At 57.3% G+C, this 14,899-nt stretch carries 17 protein-coding genes and 5 pseudogenes; 17 read left to right on the top strand and 5 right to left on the bottom strand.

The features are described from left to right. Nucleotides 1-334: 334 nt before the first annotated feature. The 3 genes and pseudogenes from rimM to ffh all read right to left on the bottom strand — a co-directional run bounded on the left by rimM (nucleotide 335) and on the right by ffh (nucleotide 2,896). A pseudogene (rimM, locus tag C8024_RS07560) lies at nucleotides 335-819 on the bottom strand (ribosome maturation factor RimM). Between the two features lie 124 nt (nucleotides 820-943). After that, on the bottom strand, nucleotides 944-1,387 hold the full coding sequence (gene rpsP / locus C8024_RS07555) for a 30S ribosomal protein S16 (protein WP_100094838.1): 444 nt from the start codon (nucleotides 1,385-1,387) through the stop codon (nucleotides 944-946). Nucleotides 1,388-1,432: 45 nt separating this feature from the next. After that, nucleotides 1,433-2,896: a signal recognition particle protein gene (gene ffh / locus C8024_RS07550; RefSeq protein ID WP_100094839.1), complete on the bottom strand. Its 1,464-nt coding sequence runs from the start codon at nucleotides 2,894-2,896 to the stop codon at nucleotides 1,433-1,435. Nucleotides 2,897-3,154: 258 nt separating this feature from the next. Here ffh and C8024_RS21250 point away from each other — a divergent pair, with 258 nt between their 5' ends. The 6 genes and pseudogenes from C8024_RS21250 to ispZ all read left to right on the top strand — a co-directional run bounded on the left by C8024_RS21250 (nucleotide 3,155) and on the right by ispZ (nucleotide 8,525). Further along, the gene (locus tag C8024_RS21250; protein WP_254305693.1) at nucleotides 3,155-3,526 is read left to right on the top strand and encodes a hypothetical protein; all 372 of its coding nucleotides are present in this window, start codon (nucleotides 3,155-3,157) and stop codon (nucleotides 3,524-3,526) included. A 36-nt stretch (nucleotides 3,527-3,562) separates the two neighbouring features. Next, nucleotides 3,563-4,825 (top strand): bifunctional diguanylate cyclase/phosphodiesterase, encoded by a 1,263-nt coding sequence (locus tag C8024_RS07545; RefSeq protein ID WP_254305692.1) that lies wholly within the window; start codon nucleotides 3,563-3,565, stop codon nucleotides 4,823-4,825. A gap of 71 nt (nucleotides 4,826-4,896) precedes the next feature. Continuing rightward, nucleotides 4,897-5,703 carry a diaminopimelate epimerase gene (gene dapF / locus C8024_RS07540; RefSeq protein ID WP_173203856.1) on the top strand — a complete coding sequence of 269 codons (807 nt, stop codon included), beginning with the start codon at nucleotides 4,897-4,899 and terminating at the stop codon, nucleotides 5,701-5,703. Then, a complete protein-coding gene (gene mtaB, locus C8024_RS07535) occupies nucleotides 5,700-6,965 on the top strand; it encodes a tRNA (N(6)-L-threonylcarbamoyladenosine(37)-C(2))-methylthiotransferase MtaB (RefSeq protein WP_173203854.1) in 1,266 nt (421 codons plus the stop codon). The genes dapF and mtaB overlap by 4 nt, the downstream gene beginning before the upstream one ends. Continuing rightward, nucleotides 6,962-7,891 (top strand): signal recognition particle-docking protein FtsY, encoded by a 930-nt coding sequence (ftsY, locus tag C8024_RS07530; protein WP_173203852.1) that lies wholly within the window; start codon nucleotides 6,962-6,964, stop codon nucleotides 7,889-7,891. The genes mtaB and ftsY overlap by 4 nt, the downstream gene beginning before the upstream one ends. Continuing rightward, nucleotides 7,888-8,525, top strand: a pseudogene (gene ispZ / locus C8024_RS07525) (septation protein IspZ). The gene ftsY and the pseudogene ispZ overlap by 4 nt, the downstream one beginning before the upstream one ends. 20 nt (nucleotides 8,526-8,545) lie before the next feature. On the opposite strand, the pseudogene C8024_RS07520 reads toward ispZ, so the two are convergent. Continuing rightward, nucleotides 8,546-9,149 (bottom strand): annotated as a pseudogene (locus C8024_RS07520) (superoxide dismutase). A gap of 211 nt (nucleotides 9,150-9,360) precedes the next feature. Between C8024_RS07520 and C8024_RS07515 the strand changes: the two are divergent. Next, on the top strand, nucleotides 9,361-9,891 hold the full coding sequence (locus tag C8024_RS07515; protein ID WP_173203860.1) for a urate hydroxylase PuuD: 531 nt from the start codon (nucleotides 9,361-9,363) through the stop codon (nucleotides 9,889-9,891). A gap of 83 nt (nucleotides 9,892-9,974) precedes the next feature. Here the strand turns inward: C8024_RS07515 and pspF are convergent. Beyond that, nucleotides 9,975-11,020 (bottom strand): annotated as a pseudogene (gene pspF, locus C8024_RS07510) (phage shock protein operon transcriptional activator). A gap of 157 nt (nucleotides 11,021-11,177) precedes the next feature. Here pspF and C8024_RS07505 point away from each other — a divergent pair. The 10 genes and pseudogenes from C8024_RS07505 (at nucleotide 11,178) to C8024_RS07460 (ending at nucleotide 14,880) form a co-directional block, all read left to right on the top strand. Beyond that, nucleotides 11,178-11,354: a hypothetical protein gene (locus tag C8024_RS07505; RefSeq protein WP_164089240.1), complete on the top strand. Its 177-nt coding sequence runs from the start codon at nucleotides 11,178-11,180 to the stop codon at nucleotides 11,352-11,354. 156 nt (nucleotides 11,355-11,510) lie between these two features. Further along, a pseudogene (gene pspA / locus C8024_RS07500) lies at nucleotides 11,511-12,176 on the top strand (phage shock protein PspA); the annotation flags it as partial. Then, nucleotides 12,176-12,484 (top strand): envelope stress response membrane protein PspB, encoded by a 309-nt coding sequence (gene pspB / locus C8024_RS07495; RefSeq protein ID WP_173203848.1) that lies wholly within the window; start codon nucleotides 12,176-12,178, stop codon nucleotides 12,482-12,484. The pseudogene pspA and the gene pspB, both read left to right, overlap by 1 nt. Then, nucleotides 12,481-12,864 carry an envelope stress response membrane protein PspC gene (gene pspC / locus C8024_RS07490; protein ID WP_100094849.1) on the top strand — a complete coding sequence of 128 codons (384 nt, stop codon included), beginning with the start codon at nucleotides 12,481-12,483 and terminating at the stop codon, nucleotides 12,862-12,864. Before pspB ends, pspC begins: the two co-directional genes overlap by 4 nt. 23 nt (nucleotides 12,865-12,887) lie before the next feature. Next, complete coding sequence (locus C8024_RS07485) at nucleotides 12,888-13,187, top strand: hypothetical protein (protein WP_100094850.1); 300 nt, start codon at nucleotides 12,888-12,890, stop codon at nucleotides 13,185-13,187. Then, the gene (locus C8024_RS07480; RefSeq protein ID WP_100094851.1) at nucleotides 13,187-13,516 is read left to right on the top strand and encodes a hypothetical protein; all 330 of its coding nucleotides are present in this window, start codon (nucleotides 13,187-13,189) and stop codon (nucleotides 13,514-13,516) included. The genes C8024_RS07485 and C8024_RS07480 overlap by 1 nt, the downstream gene beginning before the upstream one ends. A gap of 13 nt (nucleotides 13,517-13,529) precedes the next feature. Next, the gene (locus C8024_RS07475) at nucleotides 13,530-13,784 is read left to right on the top strand and encodes a hypothetical protein (RefSeq protein ID WP_173203846.1); all 255 of its coding nucleotides are present in this window, start codon (nucleotides 13,530-13,532) and stop codon (nucleotides 13,782-13,784) included. A 32-nt stretch (nucleotides 13,785-13,816) separates the two neighbouring features. Beyond that, nucleotides 13,817-14,077, top strand: coding sequence for a hypothetical protein (locus C8024_RS07470; RefSeq protein WP_100094853.1), 261 nt, complete (start codon nucleotides 13,817-13,819; stop codon nucleotides 14,075-14,077). Nucleotides 14,078-14,107: 30 nt separating this feature from the next. Continuing rightward, the gene (locus tag C8024_RS07465; RefSeq protein WP_100094854.1) at nucleotides 14,108-14,338 is read left to right on the top strand and encodes a hypothetical protein; all 231 of its coding nucleotides are present in this window, start codon (nucleotides 14,108-14,110) and stop codon (nucleotides 14,336-14,338) included. A 131-nt stretch (nucleotides 14,339-14,469) separates the two neighbouring features. Beyond that, a complete protein-coding gene (locus C8024_RS07460; RefSeq protein ID WP_173203844.1) occupies nucleotides 14,470-14,880 on the top strand; it encodes a SufE family protein in 411 nt (136 codons plus the stop codon). Nucleotides 14,881-14,899: the final 19 nt, after the last annotated feature.

The raw sequence follows: 14,899 nt of genomic DNA, 5'->3' as shown, positions 1-14,899 counted from the left end.
GCCGGGGAACATATCCGGGTAGAGCGTAAGGATTTGGGCGGTGAAGGTCATTTATCCCTACGGGTATTTTTCATTTCCAAGATCACGAAGGTCATGATCGAGATCGCCACGGCCATCGCACTATAGATAACAGTCGATTTAACCGGACTTTCATAGAGGCCCGGGTCCGCAGAGAAAGCGAGCAAGGCGACGGCCGGTGTCAAAATAAACTGTCCCGCGACGATCGTTATTGCCATGCGGATCGATTGACCGCGCTTCCGGCTCAACTTCCAGCCGGCGAAAGCAGGCGCGGCAACCAGCGCGAAGACCAACAAGATATAGAATATCGGACCGATCATTGCTCGACGAACGCTGCTTCGACGATTGCCGGATCGCCACTCATGTCGATCGCGATGACCGGCACCATGAATTTTTGCCATTGGCGCGTTCGATCTCGATCACGTCGCCGGCGCCAAATTCGTAGATGGCGAATATCTTGCCCAGTTCCTCCCCGGCGTCGGAGACGCAGCGGAGGCCGATGATGTCGATATGGTAAAATTCGTCCTCGTCCAGTTCCGGCAAAGCGGAGCGTGGCACGGTCAATTCTGTGCCGCGCGCGGCTTCGGCGCCGTTGCGGTCGGTAATTTCGGCAATCCGCGCAATCGCGCCCATCTTGTGGGGCTTCACGGATTTCAGCGTCATCGCGCCGCCGTTGAACGTCTTGTGTGCCCTGAGACTGTCGAGACTGTCACAGAACAGCTTGAGCCGGACCTCGCCGGTGATCCCGTGAGCGCCGATGATGACGGCGAGCGGGACGGGTTTGTCAAGCGGAGACGTCATAAGCCCCTCCTCTTCAGAGCAGCGGTCGGGGTGGTGGCGATGTGCGAACATCGCGCAGATAGCGAAGCATCGGCTTCGCCAAATCCCACCCCAACCCCTCCCTTGGAAGGGAGGGGCTTAGACATTAGCCTTCAGCCTTTTCTTCGGCTGCCGCTTCTTCGGCCGGTGCTTCTTCAGCAGGCGCTTCTTCAGCAGGAGCCGCAGCGGCTTCCTTGGCCGCTTCTTCAGCAGCAGCGGCTTTTTCCGCTTTCTCTTCGAGGCGCTCGGTGGCTTTTTCGCCTGGCTTGCCCTTGTTCGGGTTGTTGCGCGCTTCACGCTTCAACAGACCGGCGGCATCGAGGAAACGGGCAACGCGATCCGAAGGCTGTGCGCCGTTTTCGAGCCAATGTTTTGCACGCTCGGTGTCCAGAACAACGCGCTTTTCGTCGTCTTTCGCGAGCAGCGGATTATAGCTGCCGATCCGCTCGATGAATTTGCCGTCGCGCGGTGCACGGGCATCCGCGATCACGATCTTGTAATAAGGACGCTTCTTGGATCCGCCCCGGGACATTCTCATTGCTACTGCCATTGTAATAGACCTTTCTAAAAATACCAAAATTTCAAATTGTTAGGATTATTTCTTCTTGTTCAATAAATTCGCCAGATCAGGGGGAAGCCCGCCCGGTGACATGTCGGGAAGCCCGGGCATGCCGGCCATGCCGCCACCCTGACCGCCCATTCCGGCGCCAGCGGCTCCGCCGCCTCCGCCAAACATCGACATCAGCCCCTTGATTCCGCCCATCTTCTTGATGCGCTTCATCGCCTTGGCCATTTCCTGATGCATCTTGAGCAGCTTGTTGACGTCCTGCACCGTCGTGCCCGAACCGATCGCGACCCGCCGCTTGCGCTTGGCGTTGAGCAGGCCCGGCCGGGTCCGCTCTTCCTTGGTCATCGAGCCGATGATCGCGTCCATGCGGACCAGAACCTTGTCGTCCATCGCACCGCCAGCCATCGCTGCCTTGGCTTTCTTCATACCCGGCATCATCGACGCCATTGCACCCAGGCCGCCCATTTTGGTCATCTGGTTGAGCTGGGAGCGCAGATCGTTGAGATCGAACTGCCCCTTGAGCATTTTCTCGGCGAGCGCTTCGGATTCTTCCTTGTCGACAACCTGCGCCGCTTTTTCGACCAGGCTGACGACATCGCCCATGCCGAGGATCCGGCCCGCAACGCGTTCCGGATGAAATTCCTCGAGCGCATCGATCTTTTCGCCGACACCGACGAATTTGATCGGCTTGCCGGTAACCGCGCGCATCGAGAGCGCCGCACCGCCGCGCGCATCGCCGTCCATGCGGGTGAGCACGACACCGGTGAGATCGACCTGGTCGGAGAAATTCTGCGCGACGTTGACGGCATCCTGGCCGGTCAAAGCATCGACAACCAGCAGGATTTCCTGTGGTTTCGAAATATCGGCAACCGCCTTCATCTCGTCCATCAGTTGCTGATCGACGTGGAGCCGACCGGCGGTATCCAGCAGAAGTACGTCAAAACCCTGCAATTTGGCCGCCTGCAAGGCGCGCCTGGCAATCTCGACCGGTTGCTGTCCGGCAACGATCGGCAGGGTGGCGGTATTTGTCTGCTCGCCCAGGACCGCCAACTGCTCCTGCGCAGCCGGACGGTTGACGTCGAGCGAGGCCATCATGACCTTTTTGTTGTCCTTGTCCTTCAGCCGCTTGGCAATTTTCGCCGTCGTCGTCGTTTTACCGGAGCCCTGCAGACCGACCATCATGATGATGGCGGGCGGCGCTACCGACAGTTCAAGCGCACTAACCTCGGAACCCAGCATTTCGGCAATACCGTCATTGACGATCTTCACCACCTGCTGGCCGGGGGTCACCGATTTGAGAACCGACTGGCCGACCGCTTTCTCGGTTACCTTCTCGACAAAATCCTTGACGACCGGCAGCGCGACATCGGCCTCGAGCAAGGCAATCCGCACTTCGCGCATCGCGCCGCGAACATCTTCTTCCCGTAGCGCACCCCGGCCGCGCAGCTTGTCGAAGACTCCGCCAAGGCGGTCGCTTAACTTATCGAACATGTTACCGCCTTTCTAACTTCCAAACGGCCCGGTTTCAGGCCAACGCAAAAAGCGCCGATGGGCGAAACCTCGCTGATCGACGTGTGAGTTTTTCGAACTCTAAACTGGATTGGCAATACAAGCATTGCCTGATGTGGCGGTCTATTAGTGCAGTTCCCGCGATATCGCAAGTGCGGATTTTGGAAGATATGAACAGCCGTTAACCAGAAATTGAGAACTGTTCGGCAAAAGCCTTCCGGCAACAGCGGGAAAACAACTATGGCTCGACCAGCAGCCGACCAACATCTCAGGTTGATGAAAAACGGGTACAAGATATCCGTTGGCCGCGATGTTGTGACCGGCGCCATTGTCATTCTGGCGATACTCATGTTTGCCGGCACCGGCGGTACGGTGCTGTCCGATGCTATCGATTCCATTACCGGACAGACCAGAGCGGGTGACAACGTCCTGGTCCCCGCTTTCCTGCTCAACATCGCCCTGATCCTGTTCGGCTGGCGCCGCTACAAGGACCTGACGCGGGAAGTCGAGGAACGGGCCGCCGCCGAACAGCGGGCGCATTCGCTGGCCGTGACCGACCCGCTCACCGGTTTGCTCAACCGCCGTACGATCGGCGAAAAACGGCGGAAATGATCAGCCTCGCGCAACGGCAAAAAGAGCATCACATTCATGATGCTCGATCTCGACAATTTCAAAACCATCAACGATGTGCATGGCCATAGCGCCGGCGACGCCGTGCTCAAGCAGGTGGCAGCCCGCCTTTTGCAGGTCTTGCCACCCCATAATCTGCTCGCCCGCCTCGGCGGTGACGAATTTGCCTGCGCCTTTGTATTCGATCCGGAGCAGCCGAGAATGGTCGAACGGATCGCCGACGATCTTATCGAAGCCATCGCAACACCGATCGTAGAGAACGGTATAGAGCTTGCTGTGACCACTTCCATCGGCATGTCACGCTATGATTCGGAATCGGAAGGTGTCGACCTGTTGATGCGCCGCGCCGACATCGCCATGTACAGTTCGAAAAAGCAGGGACGGAACCGTCATTGCTGGTTTGACGCGAATATGGAGCAGGAACTGCAAACGCGCAGTTTGCTGGAAACCGGCATGCGAATGGGCATACCGAACGGGGAATTCGTTCCCTATTTCGAGCAACAGATTGATCTCGCGACCGGCAAATTGACCGGTTTTGAAGTTCTGGCCCGCTGGGAATCCCCCACACAGGGGCTGATCTCGCCTGAAATATTCATCCCGATCGCCGAAGAGACAGGGATGATCGGCGATCTTTCGCTCAGCATCATGCGGCAGGCCCTCGACCATGCGAAATATTGGGACGCGTCCGTAACGATTTCCGTCAATATCTCGCCGGTCCAGCTGCTCGATCCCTGGCTGGCGCAGAAAATCGTCAAATTGCTCGTCGAAACCGGATTCCCGCCGAGCCGGCTTGAAATCGAAATCACCGAAAGCGCGCTGTTCGAAAATCTCAGCCTCGCGCAGTCGATCGTCGGCAGCCTGAAAAATCAGGACATCAAGATCGCGCTGGATGATTTCGGTACCGGCTATAGCTCCCTTGCCCATCTGCGGGCCTTGCCGTTTGACCGGATAAAGATCGACCGCAGCTTTGTCTCATCGCTTCTCGGCAATGCCGAAAGCAAGGCCATTGTAAAAGCCATCAATGGCCTCGGCGAGAGCCTTGGCCTGCCGATCACCGCCGAAGGTATCGAAGACAAGGACACCGAAAACGAGCTGCGCAGCATCGGCTGTGCCCAGGGTCAGGGCTGGCATTACGGACGCCCGCTGACGGTCCCGGAAACGCGCAAGATTCTGGCCAAGCGCAATCTGCTGCCGGCGGGGGAACTGGAAGACGCGGCGGCGGCACAAGCCGCCCCCGGTCCGCCGCCTTCTGACAAGGACCTCATGCAAAAAGCCAGCTAGAATGGTTTGCGACAGGCAATTGCGAGCCGAATTGCTGGACTCCCGGGAACGGCATCCCTAAATCGCCACTCATGACCACAGGACGCTTCCACAAAATGCACGGTTTGGGCAATGATTTTGTCATCATCGATGCGCGCGAGGAGGAACTGACCCTGTCCGGCGCGCAGGTCACGGCCATTGCTGACCGGCGCAGCGGGATGGGATGCGACCAGCTGATCATCCTGCGTCCGTCGGACAAGGCCGATGTAGAAATGCAGATATTCAATGCAGACGGCAGCGAAGTCGAAGCCTGCGGCAATGCCAGCCGCTGCGTCGCCAAACTGATCGGCGCGGAAACCCGGATCGAGACTGCCGGCGGCATCATCGTCGGAAGCGCGACCGAGGACGGTGCGATCGTCGACATGGGCAAGCCCCGTTTCGAGTGGCAGTCCATCCCCCTCGCCTATGCCATGGATACGCTCGCCATGCCGCTTGGCTGGGAGGATCTGCAAAATCCTGCCGCCGTCAATGTCGGCAACCCGCACGTGATCTTCTTTGTCGACGATAGCGAAATTGTTGAACTGGACCGTCTGGGACCGATGATCGAAGTGGATCCGCTATTTCCCGACAAAGTGAACGTCAATGTAGCCCATATTGTGGACGGCACCATCCATTTGCGCGTCTGGGAGCGCGGCGTGGGCCTGACCCGGGCTTGCGGCACCGGAGCCTGCGCGACCGCTGTCGCCGCGATCAGGCGCGGTCTGGTTAGCAGCCCTGTACAGGTCGATTTGCCGGGCGGTTCACTGGTGATCAGCTGGGAAGACGGCAAAACAATCCAGATGCAGGGTCCGACCACCTATGTCTTTGCGGGTGAAGCTGACTGGTCCCAGTTCGGATGAACGCACCGGAAATGATCAGCATGGGCTGTCGGCTCAATATCGCGGAGAGCGAGACGTTGCGGCAGAATCTGGCCGCCAACAATATCGACGGCGATAATCTGATCATCGTCAACAGCTGCGCGGTGACCAATGAAGCGGTGCGGCAGACCCGGCAAGCGATAAGACGGGCGAAGAAAGACAATCCGGACAAGAATATCATCGTCACCGGCTGCGCCGCGCAAGTCGATCCGGCAATGTTCGCGGACATGCCGGAAACCAGCGCGGTGGTTGGCAATGTCGACAAATATGACGCGGCCAACTTCAAGCTCGGTCTGCAAAGCAATCGCCCGGACATCCGCGTCTCCGATATCATGCAGCTTACGGAGACCGCACCGCACATGGTCAGCGCCTTTGCCGACCGGTCCCGCGCGTTCGTGGAAATCCAGAATGGCTGCGACCATCGCTGCACGTTCTGCATCATTCCCTACGGCCGCGGAAACAGCCGGTCAGTGCCGGCGGGCGAAGTGGTCAGCCAGATTCAGGCTCTGGTGGATCAGGGCTTTCAGGAAGTCGTGCTGACCGGTGTCGATGTCACCAGCTACGGACCGGACCTGCCCGGTGAACCGACGCTGGGCATGCTGGTCGAGCGTATCTTGAAACATGTCCCCGGCCTGCCGCGGCTCAGGCTGTCCTCGCTTGACGGCATCGAGATTGATGATCGCCTGTTCGACCTGCTTACCGGTGAAGCGCGGCTCATGCCCCATGTCCATCTGTCGCTCCAGTCGGGCGACAACATGATTCTCAAACGGATGAAGCGTCGGCACAGCCGTGAGCAAGCGATTGCACTGGTTGAGCGGCTAAAAGCCAGAAGGCCGGAAATCGCCATCGGCGCGGATATTATCGCCGGGTTTCCCACCGAAGATGACGCCATGTTCGCCAACAGCCTCTCGATCATCGACCAGTGCGACATTGTCCACGGCCATATTTTCCCTTACTCGCCCAAACAGGGTACACCCGCCGCGAAAATGCCGCAGGTCGACGGGCAGGTAATCAAGCAACGAGCAAAGACATTGCGGGCGGCAGTCAGCCGGCGCGCACGATCATGGCGTCAGTCGCTGGTCGGCTCGAAACAGAATATACTGGCGGAGCTCTCGGGGAATTCCGGCTATTCGGAAAATTTTGCCCGTGTTCGATTTGATGCTCCGGCAGGCAAGAGTGAAATAGTTCCGGTCGAGATCATCGACGTGCAGGACAAACAATTGATTGGCAGGATGTTAGCGTGACCGAGAAAAATAGTTGGAAAGACCGTCTGTTCGGCGGCTTCAGCAAGACATCATCGCGGCTGACCGAGAATCTGGCCGGTTTGGTAACCAAGGCCAAGCTGGACGAGGCCACGCTCGACGATATCGAGGATGCGCTGATCATGTCTGACCTTGGTCCCGCCACCGCGGCTTCGATCCGGGCAAAGCTTGCGGTCGAGCGATTTGAAAAAGGCCTGACCGAAGAAGCGGTGAAGGAAATCATCCAGCGCGAAATCGCCGCGATACTGGAACCCGTAGCAATCCCGCTGGAAATTGACGCCTTTCCCAGGCCCCAGGTAATATTGGTGATTGGCGTCAATGGTTCGGGCAAGACCACAACCATCGCCAAGCTGGCGCATCTGTTTCTCGAACAGGATTATGGCGTGATGCTGGCGGCGGGCGATACGTTCCGGGCAGCGGCCATCGGTCAGCTGAAAGTCTGGGCCGAACGGCTGGGCATTCCGATCATCAGCGGACCGCAGGGCGGCGACAGCGCCAGCATAGTCTATGAAGGCGTCAAACAGGCCACCGCGACCGGTATTGACGTGTTAATCGTCGATACAGCCGGGCGGCTGCAGAACCGCAGCGAGTTGATGGATGAACTGGACAAGATCCGGCGCGTGCTTGGCCGGCTCAATCCGGCGGCACCGCATAATGTGGTACTGGTGCTGGATGCCACGACCGGCCAGAACGCCCTGTCCCAGATCGAGGTTTTCCGGGATGTCGCCAAGGTTACCGGCCTGATCATGACAAAGCTCGACGGCACCGCCCGTGGCGGCGTATTGGTGGCGGCCGCAAAACAGTTTGGAATGCCGATCCATGCCATCGGGGTCGGAGAGAAAATAGAGGACCTGCGCCCCTTCAAGGCCGAAGATCTGGCCGCAGCCATAGCCGGGATAGAAAAATGACCGAAGCCACCGCCATCGAAGAAATCCCGAAAGACCATAGAGGTCTGAGCTTCGCGCTCGATTTCGGCCCCCTGTTGATATTCTTTCTGGTCTACAAGTTCGGCGCGCCAGAGGGCAATCCGATTACCTCTGCCATTTACGGCACGATTGCCTTCATGATCGCGATCGTCATCGCGATGGGTATTTCCAAATGGAAGCTGGGCAAAGTTTCGCCGATGATGTGGATGTCCGCGATCCTCATTCTGGGTTTCGGCGCCCTCACCATCTATTTCAACGATCCGCGGTTCATCCAGCACAAGCCAACCATCATCTATGCCGCTTTGCCCTGATATTGTTCGGCGGCCTGTTGCGCGGCAAGGCCATGCTGAAAAGCCTTTTGCAGGCGGCATTTGAGGGTCTGACCGACGAGGGCTGGCTGAAATTGTCGCGCAACTGGGCGCTCTTTTTCACGGCCATGGCGGTTGTCAACGAACTGATGGTGGCTACGTTGACCTTTGACTGGTGGCTGACGATCAAGGTCTGGGGCGTGACCACGGCATCGTTCATCTTTGCCATGGCGAATATTCCGATGCTGATGAAGCACGGCTTTTCGATAGAAGAAAAGCCGCGCCCTGAAGGCCAGGACGCGGCTTGAATTTGTAGCGGAGGCTGATTTTAGCCCTGGTCGGCGCGGCTGACGCCGTCTCCATCGAGGTTCAGGGCAACAAAGTCCCAGTCGATCGCATTGTCGAGCAGCGCGGACACATAGTCCGGACGCGCATTCTGGTAGTCCAGATAATAGGCATGTTCCCAGACATCGAGCGTCAGCACAGGTTTCACATCATGCGCCACGGGCGTGTCGGCATCGTGATAGGAAGTGATCTTCAATTCGTCACCATCCAGCACCAGCCAGGCCCAGCCGCTGGCGAAATGACCGGTCGCTTCGTCCTTGAACTTGCTCTTGAATTCGTCGATCGAACCGAAGCTGCTTTCCAGCCGATCTTTCAGTTCGCCGGTAATTTCCTTTTTTCCGGTGACAGGCAGAGCCAGTAGAAGCTGTGGTTCCAGACCTGTGCGGAATTGTTGAACAGGCCGCCGTCTGCCGCCTTGATGACTTCCGAAAGCTTTTTGCCCTCAAGATCGGTGCCCTCGATCGCGTCATTGGTCTTGCTGACATAGGCATTGTGATGCTTGCCGTGATGATAGTTGAAGGTGTCCTCGGATATCAGGTCGCCGAAGGCGGTTTTTCATAAGGGAGCGGGGGAAGTTCGAAAGCCATAGTGTCTTTTCTCCATAATTTTTGAGACGTGGTGCTTCAACGCATGAATAGCGGAAAAGATGCAAGGATAAATATCTCTCTATTCACCCTGGCGCGCTCAAAATCCATTTTCGTGACATCGGCCGGGTGCTTGCATAAAGTTAAAGCCTAATTGTAAAAAGCTCACTGGGGGGAATATAATGGCGAAGTTTTTGGAAATCTGAATGCGGTGATGATTGTCGGACTGATCGCGGCAATCGCACTGATGTTTGGCCTTGATGGCGATATGGTCAACGGCAACACAATCGGCCGCTGGCTGCACCTGTTCTTCGGGGTGCTCTGGATTGGTTTGCTTTACTATCTGAACTTTGTTCAGGTGCCGCTGATGCCAACTATTCCGGACGAGCTCAAGCCCGCAGTCGGCAAGCATATCGCACCGAAAGTCCTTTTCTATTTCCGCTGGGCCGCCTTGCTCACCGTGGTCACCGGCCTGTATGTCGCATGGGTCAGCGGCTGGGTTCACCAGGCAATGACGCTACAGTCAGGATATACGTTGATCGGTGTTGGCATGTGGATCGCCATCGTCATGGCGGCCAATGTCTGGTTCATCATCTGGCCGAACCAGAAGAAGGTCCTCGGCATTGTCGAAGCCACGGCTGACCAGAAAGCCTCTGCAGGCAAGATCGCTATGATGGCGTCGCGCACCAATGTGCTGCTTTCGCTGCCGATGTTCTACACGATGGTAAACGCCAATATGGGGTAAACGCCAATATGGGGTAAACGCCAATATGGGGTAATATTGGAAGATCTGGAAGCATGTTGAAGGGGGCTTGGCGGCCCCCTTTTTCATGTGCCCAGCAGATCATGCCGTTTCAGCGAATGGCGCAACTGGTCATAGGTCAGGTTGAGCGCTTGGCAGTGTGCCGCTGATTATAGCGCGACTTGGCCAGCGCAGCCTCCAATATCCGCTTTTCAAAGGCTTCCACCGCCGCTTTCATGTCATCGATGCCGTCGAACGCAATGTCATTGGCAGCAGTCTCGACGCGCGCGGGTGCGGTCTCGCCAACCGGCTGCTTGGCCGGTTCGCTTTTCTGCTCAGCCTGCATCTCGCGCGGTTTCCAGGGAGATTCGAACGGATCGAACACGACATGGTCGACCGCTCTGCTGTGATCATTCCATTGATAGACCGCGCGCTCGATCACATTGCGCAATTCCCGCACATTGCCCGGCCAGTTGTGGCGGTTCAGGGCCTCGGACGCGAGCCGGCCAAAGCCGGGCCAGGACGGCCATTCCAGTTCCGCCGCCATCCGGCGACCGAAATAGTCGGCCAGCACCGGGATATCGCCTTCGCGCACGCGCAGCGGCGGCAGCGTCACCACCTCGAACGACAGCCGGTCGAGCAAGTCGGCCCGGAATTTATTCTCTTCCGCCATTTTCGGCAGGTCGGCATTGGTTGCCGCGACGATGCGGACATCGACGCGCTGCGGCCGGGACGATCCGATCCGCGTGATTTCGCCATATTCCACCGCCCGCAGCAACCGCTCCTGCGCGCCGGTGGACAATGTCCCCAGTTCGTCAAGGAACAATGTGCCGCCGTCGGCCTCTTCAAACCGCCCTACCCGCGCCTTGGTCGCGCCGGTGAAGGCACCAGCCTCATGGCCGAACAGTTCGGCTTCGATCAGGGTCTCCGGCATGGCGGCACAATTGAGCGTGATAAACGGCCCGTCCCAACGCATGCTGAGCCGGTGAAGACGTTCTGCAATAAGTTCCTTGCCAGTGCCGCGCTCACCGACCACAAGCACGGGACGGTTGAGCGGCGCGGCCCGGCTGGCTTTTTCCACCGCATCGAGAAAGGCGCCCGATTCGCCGACAAATTGACCTTCGCGTTCCATGGCCAAGATATAGTGTAAAATCCCACTAAATAGCAATTAATACTATGCACGCAACCCGCAGAAAATTGATATTTCTTTTATTTTCAATATCTTAAACAAGTTGGCACGGCTTCTGCAATGTTGGTTTCATATAGGAACACAACCACTGGAGAACACCATGCCAGCCCTGAACAAAATGAGCCGCACCGATATTTCCGCGATCGTCTCGATCCTGCTTTTCAGCGCGATGATATTGATCAGCGCCGTCGGGCCTGCACAGGCCGAAGGCAATATGGTGAAAAACCAGTCCGAGTCCCCCGCTGTCAGCTTCGTTAACATAGGTTATCGGGCGTGACAGACAAAATGGCCGGGTCCCCTTCTTTCCCCCTTGTCGAAGTGAGGTCCCGGCCACCTTTTGAAATTCATCAGGTTGATGTAGAGCAGGACACGAGCGAAGGTTCGAACAAGTTCAAACCCAACCACAGATCCAACCGGAGTATGTACATGGCAGGTATTTTTCAAGACGCGCGACATTATCGCCGCCAACGTCACCGACATGCTGGACAAGGCCGAAGACCCCTCGAAAATGATCCGCATGATCATTCTGGAGATGGAAGAGACTTTGGTTGAAGTTCGCGCTTCCGCAGCCCGCACGATTGCCGACCAGAAGGAAATGCGCCGTCACATCGACAAGCTCGACCATCTAACCGAAGACTGGAGCGAAAAGGCCCAGCTCGCGCTCTCAAAGGATCGCGAAGATCTTGCCAAGGCCGCCCTGGTCGAAAAGCGCAAGGCTGCAGATATGGCTGACCAGCTGAAAGCCGAAATCAAGGTTCTTGATGACGCGCTTCGTTCCTCTGAAGGCGACATCGCGAAACTGCAGAAGAAGCTGCAGGAAGCCCGCTCGCGCCAGAGCAGCCTGGTCAACCGGCTGGAAAGCGCAGAGAATCGCGTGAAGCTGCGCGAAATGTATAATGGTGAAAAGGTCCACGATGCCTTCTCCCGTTTTGAATATCTCGAACGCCAGGTCGATTTCGCCGAAGGCCGCGCCGATGCGCTTGGCATGGGCGGAGAGCCGCAGAGCCTGGAAAACCAGATCGCTGCGCTCGAATCCAGCGACAAGGTTGATGAAGAACTGGAAGCCATGAAGGCGGCCATGAAAAAAGGTGACGCATAATGCAGGAAGAACTCATCATCATTCCCATCGTGATGGGAACATTGTTCATCGGTCTGCCCTGGTTGATTTTCCACTATGTGACCAAATGGAAAACCGCCGCGACCATCACCAATGAAGACGAACATTTGCTAGAAGAACTGCACCACATGGCCCGCCGTCTGGACGACCGGATGGAAACCATCGAACGGATCATGGCAGCGGACAACCCCGACTGGCGTCAATCCGCTCTGCCGGCATCGCAAGCCGAACAAGCCCCAACGCTCGAAAATTTTGACGAGCTTCTGAAGAAAGAAAGGCACCCATCATGAGCTCCTCACGCACGAAATTCTATCTCGACAAGCAGCGCGCAAAATGGAGCGGTGTCTGCGCCGGGATCGCCGACTATACCGGGATCAATGTCGCCTGGGTCCGGCTTGCAGCGATCATTGCTACAGTGACCTTCGCTTTCCCCTGGACGCTGGTTGCTTACTGGGTCGCGGCAAAAATATCCGAACCGAAACCGGTCGGCATGTATCTGAGCGATCCGGAAGACACGAAATTCTGGCAGGGCGTGCGCCAGTCGCCCCGCCGCACGACCCGCGATATCAAGTCGCGTTTCCGCGAGATCGACCGCAAGCTGGCCGACATGGAACTTTACTACACCAGCAAGAACACGACTCTGTCGAACGAAATTGAAAATCTGCGCTAGACGCCGGAACAGGGAGAATTGATATGGATTGGGGGAGCCCCGAATTTGTAATCGCCATCATCGCCGTCAGCTACGGAGGATGGATCATCAACAACTGGATCAGAGCCAAACATGGCTATGAACTGGAAGATGAATGGGGCGGAAAGAGCAGCAAGGCTGATCCTAACGAACAGCGCAAAATCGAGCTTCTCTCGAACGAGAATGCAGAGCTGGTCGGCAAGATCGACCGCTTGCAGGAACGGCTCCAGGTCCTCGAAAGGATCGCTACCGATCCGGCGAAACGCACAGCAGACGAAATTGAAGCACTGAGGGAGAAGAACTGATGGATCCGGAAAAGATCGCCATGATCACACAGCTCGCACCAATTATCGCGACGGTCGCTGCCATCGCGGTCGGCGGCTGGGTCCTGACCACCTGGATGCGGATCAAGAACGGCTATCCCCTCGAAAACCAGTGGGGCAAGTCCGTCTATCCCAAGACCGACAAGGAAGCGGTCGAGCGGGTCAAATTGCTGACCAACGAAAATGCCGAACTGCGCGCCGAAATCGGCTCGATGAAAGACCGGCTCGCCAATGTCGAACGGATTGTCACCGATGACAGCCATCGGCTGACACAGGAAATTGAACAGCTGCGCGACAAGCGCGCGAACTGAAGGGATTGAATCGATGGAAGGGATTATCGCGTTACTGATACCATTTGGAGCCTTCGCCGTAGCAGGCTTTGCCATCTGGACCGGTCACCAGCGCAAGCTGATCAAGATGCGGGGCGAGTTTCCCGGAAGCCACGACGCCGATGCGGAGCGGATGCGGGAGGAATTGAAATATCTGAAGGAGCGCGTTGCCGTGCTCGAACAGATTACCACCGACGGCCACAGCACCCGGCAGCTGGAAAGCGAGATTGAGCAGCTGCGCAGTCGCTGACCGGCACGCGAAAAATTTGAGGGAGTGTTTTAATGAATCCGTTTGAAATGGTCGTTGCCATCATCATCGTTGTGACGATCGGCAAAGTGCTGAGCACCCGTTACCGGGCGCAAAATGGAATTATCGAAGACCAGCATGGCAACGAGATTGCCGCGCAGAATCAAGATGCTGGTCGACTGCAGGAAGATGTCAAATATCTCAAGGAACGCGTCGCGGTGCTGGAGAAGATCGCCACCGACGATCGCGGGGCCCGGGAACTGGAAAACGAGATCGAAAAATTGCGCGACCGGTAAGCCGGTCCGGGAAGTGGAAGGACAAGCATGATGCAAGAACCTGCTTTTTATATGATCACCGCGGCTTTTTCGCTGATCGGACTGACGGTCCTGGCGCTGGTCGCCCTGCGTGGCTGGCGCGACTGGATCGCGCTCAAGTCCCGCGAAATCGAGCAGCGTCGCGAGGATAATCCCCCCACCGCGACATCGCGAATCGAGGTTGCCGACCTCAAGGAACGTATACGCAAGCTGGAAGCGATTGCGGCGGGCGTGGAGCTTTAACGGGACCCCGTTCGCCCTGAGCTTGTCGAAGGGTCGGCCTCGCGCGCAAATCCGTGCTTCGACAAGCTCAGCACGAACGGACCCTTTTAAACAGATGACGTCTGAGCAAAGCCCTGCTAACCGCCCTGCCCATGAGCAAAATTGACGACCTGATCGAAGAATATGAATTCCTCGAACCCGATGACCGCTACCGCCTGCTGATCGATCTCGGCAAGCAGCTCGATCCGATGCCGGACGCGCTGAAAACCGATGCGACGCTGGTGCGCGGCTGTTCCGCTTCGGTCTGGGTCTATCCCACGCAACTGGATGACGGACGCCTGCATTTTCTGGCCGACAGCAATGCTGCGATCACCAAGGGCATCATCGCGCTGGTGCTGGAAACGGTACAGGATCAGACCGCAGACGCTATCATCAACACCGATATCGCGGCAGTGCTGACGCCTTTTGACCTGAAGAACCAGCTGAGTTCGAACCGGACCCAGGGCATTCCCAATATGATCGCGCTGATCCAGGAAACGGCGTCACGATTGCAGGGCAACTAGTACCCCTGCGCAGGCAGGG

Origin of the sequence: Sphingopyxis sp. BSNA05, assembly GCF_013265645.1 — a bacterium.
GTDB lineage: Bacteria > Pseudomonadota > Alphaproteobacteria > Sphingomonadales > Sphingomonadaceae > Parasphingorhabdus.
Note: the sequence above shows the minus strand (reverse complement) of the source record. Positions and strands in the feature narration are given on the sequence as shown.

Excerpts from the sequence above, each read along its gene's own strand:
- C8024_RS07475 (WP_173203846.1), top strand. The coding sequence starts at position 13,530 with ATGGAAGGGATTATCGCGTTACTGATACCATTTGGAGCCTTCGCCGTA.
- C8024_RS07505 (WP_164089240.1), top strand. The coding sequence starts at position 11,178 with ATGCCAGCCCTGAACAAAATGAGCCGCACCGATATTTCCGCGATCGTC.
- C8024_RS07465 (WP_100094854.1), top strand. The coding sequence starts at position 14,108 with ATGCAAGAACCTGCTTTTTATATGATCACCGCGGCTTTTTCGCTGATC.
- mtaB (WP_173203854.1), top strand. The coding sequence starts at position 5,700 with ATGAACGCACCGGAAATGATCAGCATGGGCTGTCGGCTCAATATCGCG.
- C8024_RS07545 (WP_254305692.1), top strand. The coding sequence starts at position 3,563 with ATGATGCTCGATCTCGACAATTTCAAAACCATCAACGATGTGCATGGC.
- C8024_RS07460 (WP_173203844.1), top strand. The coding sequence starts at position 14,470 with ATGAGCAAAATTGACGACCTGATCGAAGAATATGAATTCCTCGAACCC.
- C8024_RS07470 (WP_100094853.1), top strand. The coding sequence starts at position 13,817 with ATGAATCCGTTTGAAATGGTCGTTGCCATCATCATCGTTGTGACGATC.
- pspC (WP_100094849.1), top strand. The coding sequence starts at position 12,481 with ATGAGCTCCTCACGCACGAAATTCTATCTCGACAAGCAGCGCGCAAAA.
- rpsP (WP_100094838.1), bottom strand. The coding sequence starts at position 1,387 with ATGGCAGTAGCAATGAGAATGTCCCGGGGCGGATCCAAGAAGCGTCCT.
- dapF (WP_173203856.1), top strand. The coding sequence starts at position 4,897 with ATGACCACAGGACGCTTCCACAAAATGCACGGTTTGGGCAATGATTTT.
- C8024_RS07485 (WP_100094850.1), top strand. The coding sequence starts at position 12,888 with ATGGATTGGGGGAGCCCCGAATTTGTAATCGCCATCATCGCCGTCAGC.
- pspB (WP_173203848.1), top strand. The coding sequence starts at position 12,176 with ATGCAGGAAGAACTCATCATCATTCCCATCGTGATGGGAACATTGTTC.
- ffh (WP_100094839.1), bottom strand. The coding sequence starts at position 2,896 with ATGTTCGATAAGTTAAGCGACCGCCTTGGCGGAGTCTTCGACAAGCTG.
- C8024_RS07480 (WP_100094851.1), top strand. The coding sequence starts at position 13,187 with ATGGATCCGGAAAAGATCGCCATGATCACACAGCTCGCACCAATTATC.
- C8024_RS21250 (WP_254305693.1), top strand. The coding sequence starts at position 3,155 with ATGGCTCGACCAGCAGCCGACCAACATCTCAGGTTGATGAAAAACGGG.
- C8024_RS07515 (WP_173203860.1), top strand. The coding sequence starts at position 9,361 with ATGATTGTCGGACTGATCGCGGCAATCGCACTGATGTTTGGCCTTGAT.